Below are 13632 nucleotides of genomic sequence, written 5' to 3'. Positions count from 1 at the left end.
GCCATGGTTATCGTGTGCTTTCGGTTGTCGGAGGGGTGATTTCGCGTTTCAGGACCTTTCCGGTCGGTCCCTTGGGCAGCGCGTCGACGAGCCACACCAGGCGCGGGTACTTGTACGCGGCGACCCGCGCCTTGACGTACTCGCGCAGTTCTTCCGGCGTTGCGGCCGCGCCCTTCTTGAGCGCGACGGCGGCGCCGACGTCCTCGCCGAGGGAGTCGTGTGGGACCCCGATGACGGCGGCCTCGGCCACCGCCGGATGCTCGTAGAGCACCTCCTCGACCTCGCGCGGATAGACGTTGTACCCGCCGCGAATGATCATGTCCTTGGTGCGGTCGACGATGTAGAAATAGCCGTCCTCGTCGACGCGCCCGACGTCGCCGGTGTTGAGCCAGCCGTCGGCGGTGATCGTGGCCTTGGTGGCGTCCGGCAGGTTCCAGTAACCCTTCATCACGTTGTGGCCGCGGATCTGAATCTCGCCGGCCTCCCCGCGCGGAACCTCGGCCCCGTCCAGGTCGACCACCCGCATTTCGACGCCCTCGATCGGGGTGCCGATCGAACCCGGCTTGCGGGGCCGGTTGGGGTGATTGAACGCGGCCGCCGGGGAGCTCTCGGATAGCCCGTACCCCTCGAGAACGGAGCAGCCGAAAGCCTCCTCGAAGTCGGTGAGCACTTGGACCGGCAACGCGGCGCCGCCGGAGACGCAGGTCCGCAGGCTCCGGGTGGCGTCGGGTCGGGCCTCGCCGGCGACGCTGAGCAGCGCCGAATACATCGTCGGCACCCCCTCGAACACCGTCACCGCGTCGCGCTCGATGACCTCGAGCGCCTTGCGCGGGTCGAATCGGGGAATGAGGGTCAACGTCGCGCCGGCCAGGACGGCGCCGTTGAGCCCGCAGGTCAGGCCGAAGACGTGAAACAGCGGCAGGCAGCCCATCACCACGTCGTCGGGACCGATCTCGACCAGGGTGCGCACGCTGACATCGGCGTTGCGGCCCAGGTTGCCGTGAGTGAGCATGGCGCCCTTGGGCTTTCCGGTCGTTCCCGATGTGTGCAGGATGACGGCGACGTCCTCGTCGTCGCGGTGCGCCGGGGCGTGGGCGGGCAGGTCGGCGATCAGGCCGGCCAGCGCGGCGTCGTCGACAAGCACGCATTGCGCTCCCGCCTGCGCGGCCCCGGCCGTCGCCTCCTCGGCGAAGACGGGCGTCGCCAACAACACCGAGGCGGCCGTGTTGGACAGGTAGTAGGCGACCTCGCGGGCCTTCAGCAATGGGTTCATGGGGACCGCGACGGCGCCCCGGTACATGATGCCGAAGAACACGATGGCGAACGCCGGTGTGTTGGGCAGCATCACGCCCACCCGGTCGCCGGGTGCGACCCCGGCCCGCTCCAGCAGCGTGGCGACCCGGGCCGCGGCGGCGTCGAACTCGGCGTAGGTGAGCTGTGCGTCGTCACACCGCAGCGCCACCCGGTCAGGGTGACGATCTTTCGACGCAACGAGATTGGCGCTTAACGCGGTCATGGGGGGCCTCCGGGACGTGGTATCCTGCGTGCTTCAAGCGTGATCCGGCCGCGCCCGGCCCACAATGTTCGCGAAAACAACAACCGCGCCGGTTGGCTGTGACCGGTCACATTCGCCGGCGCCCGGGCATAAGGTTTGCGGTATGGGCGTGGCATCGAAAAGCCGCAGCATCCGGCACGGCGCAACCGTGGACCCCCACGTCGTCGAGCTCGGCAGGCTGATGCTGTCCCGGGCACCGGAACTGGGCCGGGCGATGGCGGAGGTGCTGTGCCGCGACATCGACGCCTACCGGGACGGCACCGTCGTCACGAAGGAGCAGGTGGCCGAAAGTTGCGTGGCGAACGTGACGTTCATATTCGACTCGCTCGCCGGTGCCGCCGACGTCGATGTCTCGCCCGCGGAACGCACCGGCACCGAGCGCGCGCTGGCCGGGGTGCCGCTGCCGGCGGTGATGACCGCCTACCGGATCGGTTTTCGGTCCGTGTGGGAGGAGACCCTTGCCGTCGCCCGTGCCGCGGGAATACCGACCGACGCGGTCCTGGACGCCACCGCCCGGATCTTCTTCGCGCAGGACACCTTCACCCAGGCGATGGCCAACGCCTACCGTCAACAGCTGACCTCGCAGATCGTCGAGCGGGAGGAAGAACGATCGGCTCTGGTGGAAGCGCTGCTGGCGCACCGGATCACCGACAAGCAAAGCCTCTGGGAGGCAGCCGATCTGCTGCGGCTGCCCACCGCGGGGCCCTACGTCGTGGTGGCGGCCGAGCTGCCGGCGATCGGGAAGCTGGGCTTGCCGGCGATCGAGAACAAGCTGTCCGCCCGCGACATCCGATCCGCGTGGCGGCTCCTGCCCGACCTGCAGGTGGGCATCGTCCACCTTCGCGGCGCGGCGACGTCGACGACAGTGGAGCCCCTTGTCGAGGTGCTCCGCGAGGCCGCGACGGCGCGAGTAGGCATCAGCCCGGCATTTCGCGACCTCGCCGAGACCAGCGACGCGTTGCGGTTGGCCAGGGTCGCGCTGACCGGCAAGCCCTCCGGCGACTCGCTGATCTCCCTGTTCGACGACACCCCACTGGCCGTCGCGGCGGTCAGCGCGCCCGAGGTGATGGCGCGGATCAAGGCGCTGGTGCTCTCCCGCGTCGACGAACTGCCCGGCGAGGAACGCACCATCCTGATCGACACGTTCCGGGCCTGGGTTGAGGCCGGCGGCTCGGCGAACGACACCGCGGCCAGGATCTTCTGCCACCCCAACACCGTGCGGCACCGGCTGCGCCGCATCGAGGAGCTGACGAGCCGATCCCTCTCGCGGCCAAGGGATCTCGCCGAGCTATGCCTCGCGTTCGAGGTCGAGCGGCGACTGCCCTAGCCGACCAGGCTCTTCGCCCGGCTGCGGGTCTGGAACGCCGTGATGACGTCCATGATGCCGATGACGATCAACCACCACCCGGCCACCAGGGTCAGGATCGCGATCGACCGGAGCGGCGAGACGATCATGACGGCGCCGCCGATCACGATGATCAGCCCGGTCAGCGCCTGCCAGGCGCGGCCCGGCATGTGATCGAACGACAACGCCGCGGCGAGCAGCGTCATCCCGCGGAACAGCCAGCCGATGCCGATCCAGATGGCCAACAGCCAGACCGCCTCGAATTCTTCGCGGAAGCAGAAGAATCCCAGCACCAGCGAGACGACTCCGGTGATGAATGTCAGAACTCTCATTGCGACCCCGGCGTGGGTGCCGAAGGCAGCAAACATGTATCCGATCCCGGACACCACCAGGTAGATGCCGAACAAGACACCCGCAACGAACAGTGTCTTGCCTGGCCAGACCAGCACGATGACGCCCAGCGCCACGGCGGCGAGGCCGATGAGCAGCAGCAGCTGCCACGCGCTGCGAGCAAGCTGCTTCAGTGGACCTTCAAATACGGTCTGATCGGTATTTGTCATGCAAATATTATTCGCCCCCACAATCGCAAAGAGAACGTCTACGGCGACACAATTCGGTATCGCGCGCGGGTACCGCGAACGACGCCAAACCGAAATTCCTGTTGTATGGAGGCATGACAACCGCGCTGGTGGTGGGCGCCGGGCCCAACGGCCTGGCGGCCGCCGTTTGCCTGGCCGCCGAGGGCGTGCAGGTCACGCTGCTCGAGGCCGCCGACGAGGTGGGCGGCGGCACCCGCAGCGGCGAGGCGATCGTCCCGGGCCTGCTGCACGACCACTGCTCCGCGATCCACCCGATGGCCGTCGGCTCCAGCTTCCTGGGCCGCTTCGACATGCAGCGGTACGGCCTGTCGTGGCGCTGGCCCGAGATCGATTGCGTGCACCCCCTCGACGGCGGCGGCGCGGGCGTGCTGCACCGCTCGGTGGACCAGACCGCGGCCGGCCTGGGCCTCGACGGGCCGCGCTGGCGGCTCGCGTTCGGTTACTCCGCCGCCCGGTTCGACGCCCTGAGCGAGGACATCATGGGGCCGCTGCTCCGAGTCCCACATCACCCGCTGATGCTGGCCCGGTTCGGTGCGCCCACGCTCCTCCCGGGATCGACGTTCGCGCGGCTGTTCCGCACCGACGAGGGCCGCGCGCTGTTCGGAGGCGTTGCGGCGCACACCTTTCGGCCGCTGCACTACCCGATGACGTCCGCCATCGCCCTGGGGCTGATCGCGGCGGGCCACCGGCACGGCTGGGCGGTGGCCGAGGGCGGATCGCAATCGATCGCCAACGCGCTGGCCGCGCTGCTGACCGACCTGGGCGGCAAGATCGAGACCGGTGTCCGGGTCAAGGCGGCCGCGCAGTTGCCGCCCGCGGACATCACCATGTTCGATCTGGCGCCGGGCGCGGTCGCCGGCATCCTGGGAGATCGCCTGCCCCGCCGGGTTTCCCGCGCCTTCAGCAGGTTTCGCCGCGGCCCCGGCGCGTTCAAGGTCGATTTCGCCGTCGAGGGCGGCGTGCCCTGGACCAACCCCGACGCGCGCCGGGCCGGCACGGTTCACCTGGCGGGCACCTACGCCGAGCTGGCCGCGACCGAGCGGGAGATCCACGCCGGCCGCATGCCCGAGCGGCCGTTCGTGCTGGTCGGTCAGCAGTATCTCGCCGATCCGCAACGCTCGGTGGGCGATACGCATCCGGTGTGGACCTACGCGCACGTCCCCAACGGCTATGCCGGCGACGCCACCGAGGCGATCGTCGCCCAGATCGAGCGATTCGCCCCCGGGTTCACCGAGCGCGTCGTCGGCCGGGCGGTTCGTTCGACCGCCCAGATGGCGACCTTCAACCCCAACTATGACGGCGGCGACATCATGACCGGCGCCAAGGACATCCGCCAGCTGACGTTCGGACCCCGAATCACGCTGTCGCCCTACACCATTGGCGTGCCCGGGATGTACATCTGCTCGGCGGCCACACCGCCGGGGCCCGGGGCGCACGGCATGTGCGGCGCCAACGCCGCCCAGCTCGCGCTGCGTGCCCTTGTGCGAGGGTAGTCATATGACTACACTCATCGGATGCATCAAGCGGGATAGGAGGATGCGGTGAACAAGATTGTCGCAGCGGTCGTGCTGGCCATTGCCGGGTTACTGACCACCGGCGTGGGCATTAGCAGGGCGGACACGATTCAGACCGAGGGCAGCTATCCCACCCGGGAAGCTTGCCAGGACGCCGGGCCCGGCGTGAAGGCCTCGACACCGGGCGGCTGGAACAACTTCTGGTGCGTCCCCGACCGCACGGCCGCCGGCCAGTGGCGCCTGGTGCTCAGCAACTAAAGAGCGCCGTCACAGGGCAATCCGCTTCGCGAGCGTAGCCGCACGGCGAAAAATCGCGCCGCATCTCGCCGTGCGGTTACGCTCGCGAGCCAGAACCGTACGTGTAGAAACCCTCGCCGGTCTTGATGCCGAGCTTGCCGGCATCCACGTAGGACGCCAGCAAGTCGCGCACGCTCTTCGGTAGGTGCGGAAACTCTGCGGCGTAATGATTTTCGATGTCGAGCACCACGTCGAGCCCCACCAGATCCATCATCTGGAACGGCCCGGCCGGCACGCCCCAGTTCGCCTTGAACATCCCGTCGACGTCCTCCGGGCGGGCCACGCCCTCGGCGACCACGGCCAGCGACTCGCGCTTGATGGCCGCCCAGATGCGGTTGAAGATGAAGCCGGTGGACTCCTTGCGGGCCTCGAAGGGCGCGATGCCGAACTCGGGCAGCACGGCCAGCAGCGTGTCCAGCAGGCCGCGGTCGGTCTGGCCGTCCGACATCAGGTCGACCGCGTTGAGCTCCGGCGGCATGTAGAAGTGCATGTTGCACAGACGCGTTTTGTCGCGGACCTTTTCGGCCATCAGGCGCGACGGGTACGACGACGAGTTGGTCGCGAAGATCGTGCCCGGCGGCGCCGCCCGGTCGATCTCGCCCCACAGCGGGATCTTGATCTCGAGCCTTTCCGGAACGGATTCCACGACGAGCCAGGCGTCCTCGAGCGCCTCCTCGAGCGATCCGGTGCCCCTCGCCACACCGGCTTCGCCAAAGCCCCTCTGCTGCAACACCCTTGGCAGGGTCTCGTCCACAAATTGGGTGGCCGCTTCCAGTTGCTCCGCGCGCCGCGCGTGGATTCGCACGGTTCCACCCCTGCTGGCGAACATCACCGCGATGCGCCGGCCCAGCGTTCCGGCCCCTACCACCGCCACCGGGCGGTCGCGGACGTCCTCGAACGTGTAGGTATAGGCGCCGGTCACAGCACGATCCCGGCGGCGTTGCCGAGGATGATCTGCTGGCCGCCGGGGGGCAGGTAGCCGCCGGTGGGCCCGTAGACGCCGTATATCGGGTCGGTCGGGCCCGCCCCGGCGTAGATGTCGTTGATCCAGCCGTCGGCAAGGGTGTACACGGCCGCGGTGTTGCCGGGTGGGGAGAACCTGGTGACCAGCTGGGCGACGAAGTCGACGAGGGGGTGTCCGCCCACCATCGAGTCGACATGCGAGCCGTTGACGAGCTCGACCCCGACGAACTGCCCCGGGTACAGCGCGACCAATTGATTCGTGGTGGCGCCGAATGCGTTCCACGGCTGGGGCGGCGCGGCCACCACGTAGTCGGGAATGTGCAACGCCTGCAGGTTGGCCACCGCCGTCGCGAACGCCGAGGAATCCATCGCGACCCCGTCGAACATCACCACGCCGAGGAGGTGGTTGTTGGCGGTGTTCGTCCCGAGGTCCGCGATGTAATCGCCGGCGGCGATCGTGGCCAGGCCGCCGCCGGCGGAGTGTCCGGCCAGGATGAAATTCTGCGGCAGCGTGCCCTGGTAGCCGGCGTGGTTCGCGCTGATGTTCAGCGCCGTCTCGCTGCCGAGGAACAGCGAGGCCACGCCCTGCTGCAGCTGTGGGCCGCCCAGCCAGGCGCCGAACGGCAAGGGAAGCGACGGCACGGTGGGCACCACCACGATGCTGTCGGTCTGCTGGGCCAGCTGCATGGCCAGCGGGTCGTAGAACCACCCGATCGCCCCGAAGCCGTGCTGCAGATAGATGACGCCGTTGGCGTGCACCGAGCCGTCGGCCTGGGTCGGGAAGTACCAGTGCGCGGGGGCGGGCAGGCTGAGCTGACCAAGCGGAATCCCGAAGATCGAGGCTTCACCGAGCGGAATCTGCAGGAACGAGAACCCCGTCTTGACCCCGGTCACCCCGTTGGTGATCGGCGCGGTGGTCACCGCCCCGCCGGTGGGGGTCGCGGCAAGCAGTGTGCCGGGCTGACTGGTGCCGGTGGCTGTGGTGCCACCGAACAGCGGGTGCCCGAGCAGCCGTTCGATGGGCGCCAACACCCCCAGGCTTTCGACCTGTTGCTCCAGCGCCTGCAGCGGCGGCACGTTCGCCGCCTCCGCCGCCGCATACGCGGCGCCCGCCGCGCTCAGCGCCCGCACGAACTGGGTTTGCAACGCCAGGGTCCGCGCGGTCAGCGTCTGAAATTCCGTGGCGCAGCTGCCGAAAACGTTCGCGACGGCGGCCGAAACCTCATCGCCGGCCGCCGCGACAACTCCCGTCGTCGACGGTGCCGCCCCGGCGGCGGCCGCCTTGATCGCGTCCGCGATCCCGGTCAGGTCCTGCGACGCTTCGACAAGCGCCACGGGCGCGGCGATCACGTACGACGACATCGGTGGCTCCCATCTGCTGCACCGCCAGGCTCAAGATGCTAGCCAGGTCGCGGCCTACAGGAGCTTCATTTGCTCCGATCGCTCTTCGATCGGCTCGAGCAGCTGCGGGCCGTTGTTGCGCACGCTGTTGACCAGCGTCGACACCTCGCGCATGCGGATGTCGCGCACGTCGGGTGCGCGGGTGAGCAGCTCCTCGTCCACCGGGGCGTCCGGGTCGAGCCAGCGGTCCCAGTCGCGTTCCGGCAGCGCCAGCGGCATCCGGTCGTGGATCTCGGCCAGCTCGCCGGGCGCGTCGGTGGTGATGATCGTGCAACTCAGCAGCGGTGAGGCGTCCTGCTGGTCCTTGGGCTTCCACACCGACCACAGGCCCGCCATGAACAGCGGCTCGCCGTCCTCGCGGTACATGAAGAACGGCGTCTTGCGCGACTTCTTGCCGTCGCGGTCGGGATTCACGCGCCACTCGTAGTAGCCGTCCATCGGGATCAGGCAACGCTTCGACTTCGCGCTCGAGCGGAAGGCGGGCGAATTGGTGACCTTGTCGGCGCGCGCGTTGATCAGCAGCGGGCCCTTGCCCTCCGGCGCCCCGTCGGGACCGGCCTTGACCCACGGCGGGATCAGGCCCCACCGCATCAGCCGGACCCGCCGAATGGGGTCGTCGTCGGGCTCGGTGTGCCGGGTGACAACCGCCGCGATGGTCGCGGTCGGGGCCACGTTGTAGTTGGGCTCGCTCGCGCGTTCAGACGTACCGGTCGCCTCGTCGATCGCCTTGATCTTCTCGGCCAGCTTGGCCGGATCAGTAGTGACTGCAAACCGCCCACACATGCCTTCCATGGTGGCAGAGCCGGACGACAGGCGATGATGTACCGGTGACGACGTGGACGGCCCCCCAGGCGACCGCACCGGTGCACGCGACGGTGACGGTCCCCGGCTCGAAGTCGCAGACCAACCGGGCGCTGGTGCTGGCGGGGCTGGCGGCCGCCCAAGGGCAAGGCGCCTCGACCCTCAGCGGGGCGCTGCGCAGCCGCGACACCGACCTGATGATCGGGGCGCTGCGCACCCTGGGCCTGCGCGTCGACGGGCCCGGCTCCGAGCTGACGGTCGGCGGCGGCATCGCCCCGGCGCCCGGCGCCACGGTGGATTGTGGCCTGGCGGGCACGGTCCTGCGGTTCGTGCCGCCGCTGGCGGCGCTGGCCGATTCGGTTGTCGAGTTCGACGGCGACGAGCAGGCCCGGGCGCGGCCCATCGCGCCGCTGCTGGACGCGCTGCGCGGCCTCGGCGTGAAGATCGACGGCAGCGGTCTGCCGTTCCGGGTCCACGGCGGCGGGTCGGTGCCGGGCGGCACCGTGGCCATCGACGCCTCGGCGTCCTCGCAGTTCGTTTCGGGCCTGCTGCTGTCCGCGGCGTCGTTCACGCAGGGCCTGACCGTCCAGCACACCGGGTCCGCCGTGCCGTCCGCGCCGCACATCGCGATGACGATCGTGATGCTGCGCCAGGCCGGGGTCGACGTCGACGACTCCGTCCCCAACCGCTGGCGGGTGCGCGCCGGCGCGGTCGCGGCCCGGCACTGGGAGGTCGAACCCGACCTCACCAACGCCGTCCCGTTCCTGGCGGCGGCCGTGGTCAGCGGCGGAACGGTGCGCATCACCGGCTGGCCTGCCACCAGCGTGCAACCCGCCGACAACATCCTGAGCGTCCTCGGCGAGCTCAATGCCGTTGTCAGACAAACCGATTCGTACCTCGAGGTGAGCGGGCCGGCCGAGTACGCCGGCTTTGACGTCGACCTGCGCGCGGTCGGGGAGCTGACGCCGTCGGCGGCGGCGCTGGCCGCGCTGGCCACCCCCGGCTCGGTGTCCCGGCTGTCGGGGATCGCGCACCTGCGCGGCCACGAGACCGACCGGCTGGCCGCGCTGAGCGCCGAGATCAACCGCCTGGGCGGCGACTGCGCCGAGACTCCCGACGGCCTGGTGATCACCGCGAAACCGCTGCACGCCGGCACCTGGCGCGCCTACGCCGACCACCGGATGGCGATGGCCGGCGCGATCGTCGGGCTGCGCGTCCCCGGGGTCGAGGTGGACGACATCGGCTCCACCGGCAAGACGCTGCCGGAGTTTCCGCAATTGTGGGCCGACATGTTGGAGCCCGGCGTTTGAAGCCCGGCGACTACGACGAGTCCGACGTCAAGGTCCGCTCCGGCAGGGGCTCGCGACCGCGAACGAAGACCCGTCCGGAGCACGCCGACGCCGAGGCCGCCATGGTGGTCAGCGTCGACCGCGGGCGCTGGGGCTGCGTGCTGGGCGGCCGGCCCGATCGTCGGGTCACGGCCATGCGGGCGCGCGAGCTGGGCCGCACCCCGATCGTCGTCGGCGACGACGTCGACCTGGTCGGCGACCTGTCCGGGCGCACCGACACCCTGGCCCGCATCGTGCGCCGCGGCGAGCGGCGAACGGTGTTGCGGCGCACCGCCGATGACACCGACCCCACCGAACGCGTCGTGGTCGCCAACGCCGACCAGCTGCTGATCGTCGTCGCGCTGGCCGATCCCCCGCCGCGCACCGGGCTGGTCGACCGGGCGCTGATCGCCGCCTACGCCGGCGGCCTGACGCCGATCCTGTGCCTGACCAAGACCGACCTCGCGCCGCCGGGTCCGTTCGCCGAGCAGTTCATGGACCTGGACCTGACGGTGGTCGCCGCCGGCGTCGACGATCCCCTGCTGGCGGTGGCCGGGCTGATCGCCGGGAAGATCACCGTGCTGCTCGGGCATTCCGGCGTCGGCAAGTCGACGCTGGTGAATCGCCTTGTGCCGGAAGCGGATCGGGCCGTCGGCGAGGTCACCGAGATCGGCCGGGGCCGGCACACCTCGACCCAGTCGGTCGCCCTTGCGCTGGAGGGCTCCGGCTGGGTGATCGACACCCCGGGAATCCGCTCGTTCGGCCTGGCCCACATCCGGCCCGACGACGTACTGGACGCGTTCTCGGACCTGGCCGAGGCGATCGACGACTGCCCCCGCGGCTGCGGACACATGGGCCCGCCGGCCGACCCCGAATGCGCGCTGGACACCCTGTCCGGACCGGCGCTGCGCCGCGTGGCCGCGGCCCGGCGGCTGCTGGCGCTGCTGCGCGATATTCGGCCGTCTCAGCCCTCGGTGTAGCTCCACGCGCGTAGTTGATCGGCGATCTTGTCCAGACTGGCAAGCGCACCCGTGGCGACCTGGATGACGAAATCAAAGCGGTCATCCTCGGGCGCGCGAATCCACTCGCCATTGATCGCGAGGAACGTCCGGCAGGCCGTCCACGCCAGTCGTTTGTTTCCATCCACCAGCGCGTGATTCCGCGACAGCGAGTGCAGGAGCGCGGCCGCCTTGTGGTGCAGATCTGGATAGGCGTCCTCGCCGAACACGGATGCGCGCGGTCGCGCCAGTGCCGACTCGAGCAACCCGTAATCACCGACCGCGGCGTCCTGACCGACAGCCGCGCGCGCGATGACGAGCAGGTCATCGAGGTCCAGGTACTCGGTCACGCGTCCTTAAGGCGCTCCAGCACCCCGGCTTCCTCCCGGACCACTCGCTCCAAGGCCGCGGCAACGTCGGCCTTATGGGTTCGCCGCGCGATGTATTCGTCGATGGCCGACAACGCGACGGCCTGCATCGACCGTCCCTCGGCGGCGGCCTGCTTGCGCAATGCTTCCGTCTGCTCGTCGCTGGTGCGCAGAGTCATACCCATGACCGCATGATACCAAAGTGATACCAGGCCGGGTCAACCGGACTTGGCCAGCCGCATGCCCAGCTCGCCCGGCGGCACCAGATGCCCCTCGGTGCAGCGAATTTCGACGCTCGCCTCGGCGCCGCAGCCGACGTGGGTGAGCCGCAGCCGGTTGCGGCCGGGCAGATGGCGCCGGCCCCACTCGAACATCGCCCACACCACCGGCATGAAGTCGACGCCGGCGTCGGTCAGCACGTACTCCTCGCGGCCGCGCTGCCCGGGTTCGCGGTAGGGCCGCCGCTCCAGCAGCCCGAGTTCGACGAGTTCGGCCAGCCGCGCCGACGTGGCCGCCTTGGTGATGCCGACCCGGCGGGCGAAGTCGTCGAACCGGGTGGTGCCGTAGTAGGCCTCGCGCATGATCAGCATCGCGGACTTGGTGCCGACCACCGCCATGGTCTTCTCGATCGCGCACTGACCGACGGGCGACCACTTCTCGCGGTCCGCCAGCGCGCCTTGAAGGAATGTCACGCAGATCACCTCCCGGTCTGGGTTGATTTTAGTGTACCCAGATGTTTACCTGGGTACAGCTGGTGATACTCAGCTTGGACTCGAGGAGGAGCCATGGTTCAAGGTCGCGACGCCGTCATCGTCGGTGCCGTACGCACCCCGATCGGCAAGGGCAAGGCCAGCGGCGCGCTGCACGACGTGCTGCCCGCCGACCTGCTGGCGCACAGCCTGCGCGAACTGGTGGCCCGCACGGGCGTCGACCCGGAGCGCATCGACGACGTCATCGCCGGCGCCGTCACCCAGGTCGGCGACCAGGCCGTCAACATCGCGCGCAACGCGCTGCTGGGCGCCGGATTCCCGGAGTCGGTTCCGGGCGTCACCATCGACCGCCAGTGCGGCAGCAGTCAGCAGGCCATCAGCTTCGCCGCCCAGGGCGTGATCGCCGGCGCGTATGACCTCGTCGTCGCCGGTGGGGTGGAATCGATGGGCCGCGTCCCGATGGGCACCCAGGTGCTGCCGGGCAGCAACCCGTTCGGCGCGGGCATGGAAGCGCGCTACCCCGACGGCCTCGTCCCGCAGGGCATCAGCGCCGAACTGATCGCCGCGAGGTGGGGCTTCTCGCGCACCCAGCTCGACGAGTTCTCCGCCGGCAGCCACGACAAGGCCGCCCGCGCCACCAAGGACGGGCTCTTCGACAACGAGCTCATCCCGATCGCCGGGCTGACGACCGACGAGATCATCCGGCCCGGCACCACGGTCGAGACGCTGGCCGCCCTGCAGCCGGCGTTCTACAGCGACGCCATGAAAGAGCGCTTCCCGCAGATCAATTGGGAGATCACGCCCGGCAACTCGTCGCCGCTGTCCGACGGCAGCGCCGCGGTGCTGATCACCAGCAGCGAGGTCGCCAGGAAGCTGGGCCTGCGCCCGCTGGCGCGGATCCACACCACCACGGTGGTCGGCTCCGACCCGCTGTACATGCTGACCGGGGTCATCCCGGCCACCGAGAAGGTGCTGGCCCGCGCCGGCCTGACGCTGGCCGACATCGACCTGTTCGAGGTGAACGAGGCGTTCGCGCCCGTCGTCCTGGCCTGGGCGCACGACACCGGGGCGGACCTGGCCAGGACCAACGTCAACGGCGGCGCCATCGCGATCGGTCACCCGCTCGGTGCGAGTGGTGCTCGCCTGATGACCACCCTGGTCAACGCGCTCGAGCAGCGCGGCGGACGGTACGGGCTGCAGACGATGTGCGAGGGCGGCGGTATGGCCAACGCCACCATCATCGAGCGGTTGGGGTAGAGCGATGACCGAAATCAAGTTCGACGGTGTGCGGGTCCGCTACGACAGCGCCAAGAGCTACGAGGAGTTGGTGGCCGCGTTGCTCGCCGACATCGGCGAGCAACCGGTGCCGATCGCCGAGATCGCCAAGACGCGCGACGACTGGGAGTCGTATCGGCAAGGGGTCGAAAAATACGTCGGACCAAGCGGATTCATGCTGTTCGGGTTGTTCGACCACGGCGCATGGATCGCAAAGGCCGGCATCGACCGAAAGGTGTTACGCGTCATCCTCGGCAACCCGCTGATCGCGATCACGATGCTGCGCCACGACGTGAGCGCGGGGTTGTTCGCCCCGGTCGAACTGCTGCTCACCGACGAGGGCGACGGCAGCAGCCTGACCTACGTCAAGCCGTCGTCGCTGATGGTCGTCGAGGAAAATCCCGAATTGCTCAGCGCCGCAGAAGCACTCGACGCCAAGCTGGCGGCGCTCGCCGAAAAGGTAACGGCCTGACGATGA

Annotated in this window: 15 protein-coding genes; 7 read left to right on the top strand and 8 right to left on the bottom strand. The window is 69.5% G+C overall.

From position 1 onward, the window contains the following. Window positions 1-7: 7 nt before the first annotated feature. Complete coding sequence (locus AC5Y7V_RS07920) at window positions 8-1516, bottom strand: long-chain-fatty-acid--CoA ligase (protein ID WP_499879452.1); 1509 nt, start codon at window positions 1514-1516, stop codon at window positions 8-10. 142 nt (window positions 1517-1658) lie between these two features. Between AC5Y7V_RS07920 and AC5Y7V_RS07915 the strand changes: the two genes are divergently transcribed. Continuing rightward, entirely contained in the window at window positions 1659-2882 is a 1224-nt protein-coding gene (locus tag AC5Y7V_RS07915) for a PucR family transcriptional regulator (protein WP_499879451.1), read from the top strand. On the opposite strand, the gene AC5Y7V_RS07910 is transcribed toward AC5Y7V_RS07915, so the two are convergent. Then, on the bottom strand, window positions 2879-3460 hold the full coding sequence (locus AC5Y7V_RS07910; protein WP_499879450.1) for an HdeD family acid-resistance protein: 582 nt from the start codon (window positions 3458-3460) through the stop codon (window positions 2879-2881). The genes AC5Y7V_RS07915 and AC5Y7V_RS07910 overlap by 4 nt on opposite strands. 113 nt (window positions 3461-3573) lie before the next feature. Here AC5Y7V_RS07910 and AC5Y7V_RS07905 point away from each other — a divergent pair, with 113 nt between their 5' ends. Then, window positions 3574-4992, top strand: coding sequence for a phytoene desaturase family protein (locus tag AC5Y7V_RS07905; protein WP_499879449.1), 1419 nt, complete (start codon window positions 3574-3576; stop codon window positions 4990-4992). Between the two features lie 48 nt (window positions 4993-5040). Then, a complete protein-coding gene (locus AC5Y7V_RS07900) occupies window positions 5041-5271 on the top strand; it encodes a hypothetical protein (RefSeq protein ID WP_499879448.1) in 231 nt (76 codons plus the stop codon). A 76-nt stretch (window positions 5272-5347) separates the two neighbouring features. Here the strand turns inward: AC5Y7V_RS07900 and AC5Y7V_RS07895 are convergent, their stop codons facing one another. Genes AC5Y7V_RS07895 through AC5Y7V_RS07885 form a run of 3 tightly spaced genes read right to left on the bottom strand, consistent with a single transcriptional unit; the run spans window position 5348 to window position 8457 of the window. Next, on the bottom strand, window positions 5348-6232 hold the full coding sequence (locus AC5Y7V_RS07895; protein ID WP_499879447.1) for a 3-hydroxyacyl-CoA dehydrogenase family protein: 885 nt from the start codon (window positions 6230-6232) through the stop codon (window positions 5348-5350). Next, complete coding sequence (locus tag AC5Y7V_RS07890) at window positions 6229-7635, bottom strand: PE domain-containing protein (RefSeq protein WP_499879446.1); 1407 nt, start codon at window positions 7633-7635, stop codon at window positions 6229-6231. The genes AC5Y7V_RS07895 and AC5Y7V_RS07890 overlap by 4 nt, the downstream gene beginning before the upstream one ends. 54 nt (window positions 7636-7689) lie before the next feature. Then, entirely contained in the window at window positions 7690-8457 is a 768-nt protein-coding gene (locus tag AC5Y7V_RS07885) for an SOS response-associated peptidase (protein ID WP_499879445.1), read from the bottom strand. Between the two features lie 44 nt (window positions 8458-8501). Here AC5Y7V_RS07885 and aroA point away from each other — a divergent pair, with 44 nt between their 5' ends. Next, window positions 8502-9785 (top strand): 3-phosphoshikimate 1-carboxyvinyltransferase, encoded by a 1284-nt coding sequence (aroA, locus tag AC5Y7V_RS07880; RefSeq protein WP_499879444.1) that lies wholly within the window; start codon window positions 8502-8504, stop codon window positions 9783-9785. Beyond that, complete coding sequence (gene rsgA / locus AC5Y7V_RS07875) at window positions 9782-10783, top strand: ribosome small subunit-dependent GTPase A (RefSeq protein WP_499879443.1); 1002 nt, start codon at window positions 9782-9784, stop codon at window positions 10781-10783. The genes aroA and rsgA overlap by 4 nt, the downstream gene beginning before the upstream one ends. On the opposite strand, the gene AC5Y7V_RS07870 is transcribed toward rsgA, so the two are convergent. Genes AC5Y7V_RS07870 through AC5Y7V_RS07860 form a run of 3 tightly spaced genes read right to left on the bottom strand, consistent with a single transcriptional unit; the run spans window position 10768 to window position 11861 of the window. Further along, window positions 10768-11151, bottom strand: a complete 384-nt coding sequence (locus AC5Y7V_RS07870) for a type II toxin-antitoxin system death-on-curing family toxin (RefSeq protein ID WP_499879442.1) — start codon at window positions 11149-11151, stop codon at window positions 10768-10770. The genes rsgA and AC5Y7V_RS07870 overlap by 16 nt on opposite strands. Then, on the bottom strand, window positions 11148-11354 hold the full coding sequence (locus AC5Y7V_RS07865) for a CopG family transcriptional regulator (RefSeq protein ID WP_499879441.1): 207 nt from the start codon (window positions 11352-11354) through the stop codon (window positions 11148-11150). The genes AC5Y7V_RS07870 and AC5Y7V_RS07865 overlap by 4 nt, the downstream gene beginning before the upstream one ends. 33 nt (window positions 11355-11387) lie before the next feature. Beyond that, complete coding sequence (locus tag AC5Y7V_RS07860) at window positions 11388-11861, bottom strand: winged helix-turn-helix transcriptional regulator (protein ID WP_499879440.1); 474 nt, start codon at window positions 11859-11861, stop codon at window positions 11388-11390. A gap of 93 nt (window positions 11862-11954) precedes the next feature. Here AC5Y7V_RS07860 and AC5Y7V_RS07855 point away from each other — a divergent pair, with 93 nt between their 5' ends. Further along, window positions 11955-13136: a thiolase family protein gene (locus AC5Y7V_RS07855; RefSeq protein WP_499879439.1), complete on the top strand. Its 1182-nt coding sequence runs from the start codon at window positions 11955-11957 to the stop codon at window positions 13134-13136. Between the two features lie 4 nt (window positions 13137-13140). Continuing rightward, a complete protein-coding gene (locus tag AC5Y7V_RS07850; protein WP_499879438.1) occupies window positions 13141-13626 on the top strand; it encodes a DUF302 domain-containing protein in 486 nt (161 codons plus the stop codon). Window positions 13627-13632: the final 6 nt, after the last annotated feature.

Source organism: Mycobacterium sp. NGS34 (assembly GCF_059812845.1).
This window is presented reverse-complemented; position numbering and strand designations above follow the sequence as displayed.

Excerpts from the sequence above, each read along its gene's own strand:
- AC5Y7V_RS07920 (WP_499879452.1), bottom strand. The coding sequence starts at position 1,516 with ATGACCGCGTTAAGCGCCAATCTCGTTGCGTCGAAAGATCGTCACCCT.
- AC5Y7V_RS07915 (WP_499879451.1), top strand. The coding sequence starts at position 1,659 with ATGGGCGTGGCATCGAAAAGCCGCAGCATCCGGCACGGCGCAACCGTG.
- AC5Y7V_RS07910 (WP_499879450.1), bottom strand. The coding sequence starts at position 3,460 with ATGACAAATACCGATCAGACCGTATTTGAAGGTCCACTGAAGCAGCTT.
- AC5Y7V_RS07905 (WP_499879449.1), top strand. The coding sequence starts at position 3,574 with ATGACAACCGCGCTGGTGGTGGGCGCCGGGCCCAACGGCCTGGCGGCC.
- AC5Y7V_RS07890 (WP_499879446.1), bottom strand. The coding sequence starts at position 7,635 with ATGTCGTCGTACGTGATCGCCGCGCCCGTGGCGCTTGTCGAAGCGTCG.
- AC5Y7V_RS07885 (WP_499879445.1), bottom strand. The coding sequence starts at position 8,457 with ATGTGTGGGCGGTTTGCAGTCACTACTGATCCGGCCAAGCTGGCCGAG.
- AC5Y7V_RS07865 (WP_499879441.1), bottom strand. The coding sequence starts at position 11,354 with ATGGGTATGACTCTGCGCACCAGCGACGAGCAGACGGAAGCATTGCGC.
- AC5Y7V_RS07855 (WP_499879439.1), top strand. The coding sequence starts at position 11,955 with ATGGTTCAAGGTCGCGACGCCGTCATCGTCGGTGCCGTACGCACCCCG.
- AC5Y7V_RS07850 (WP_499879438.1), top strand. The coding sequence starts at position 13,141 with ATGACCGAAATCAAGTTCGACGGTGTGCGGGTCCGCTACGACAGCGCC.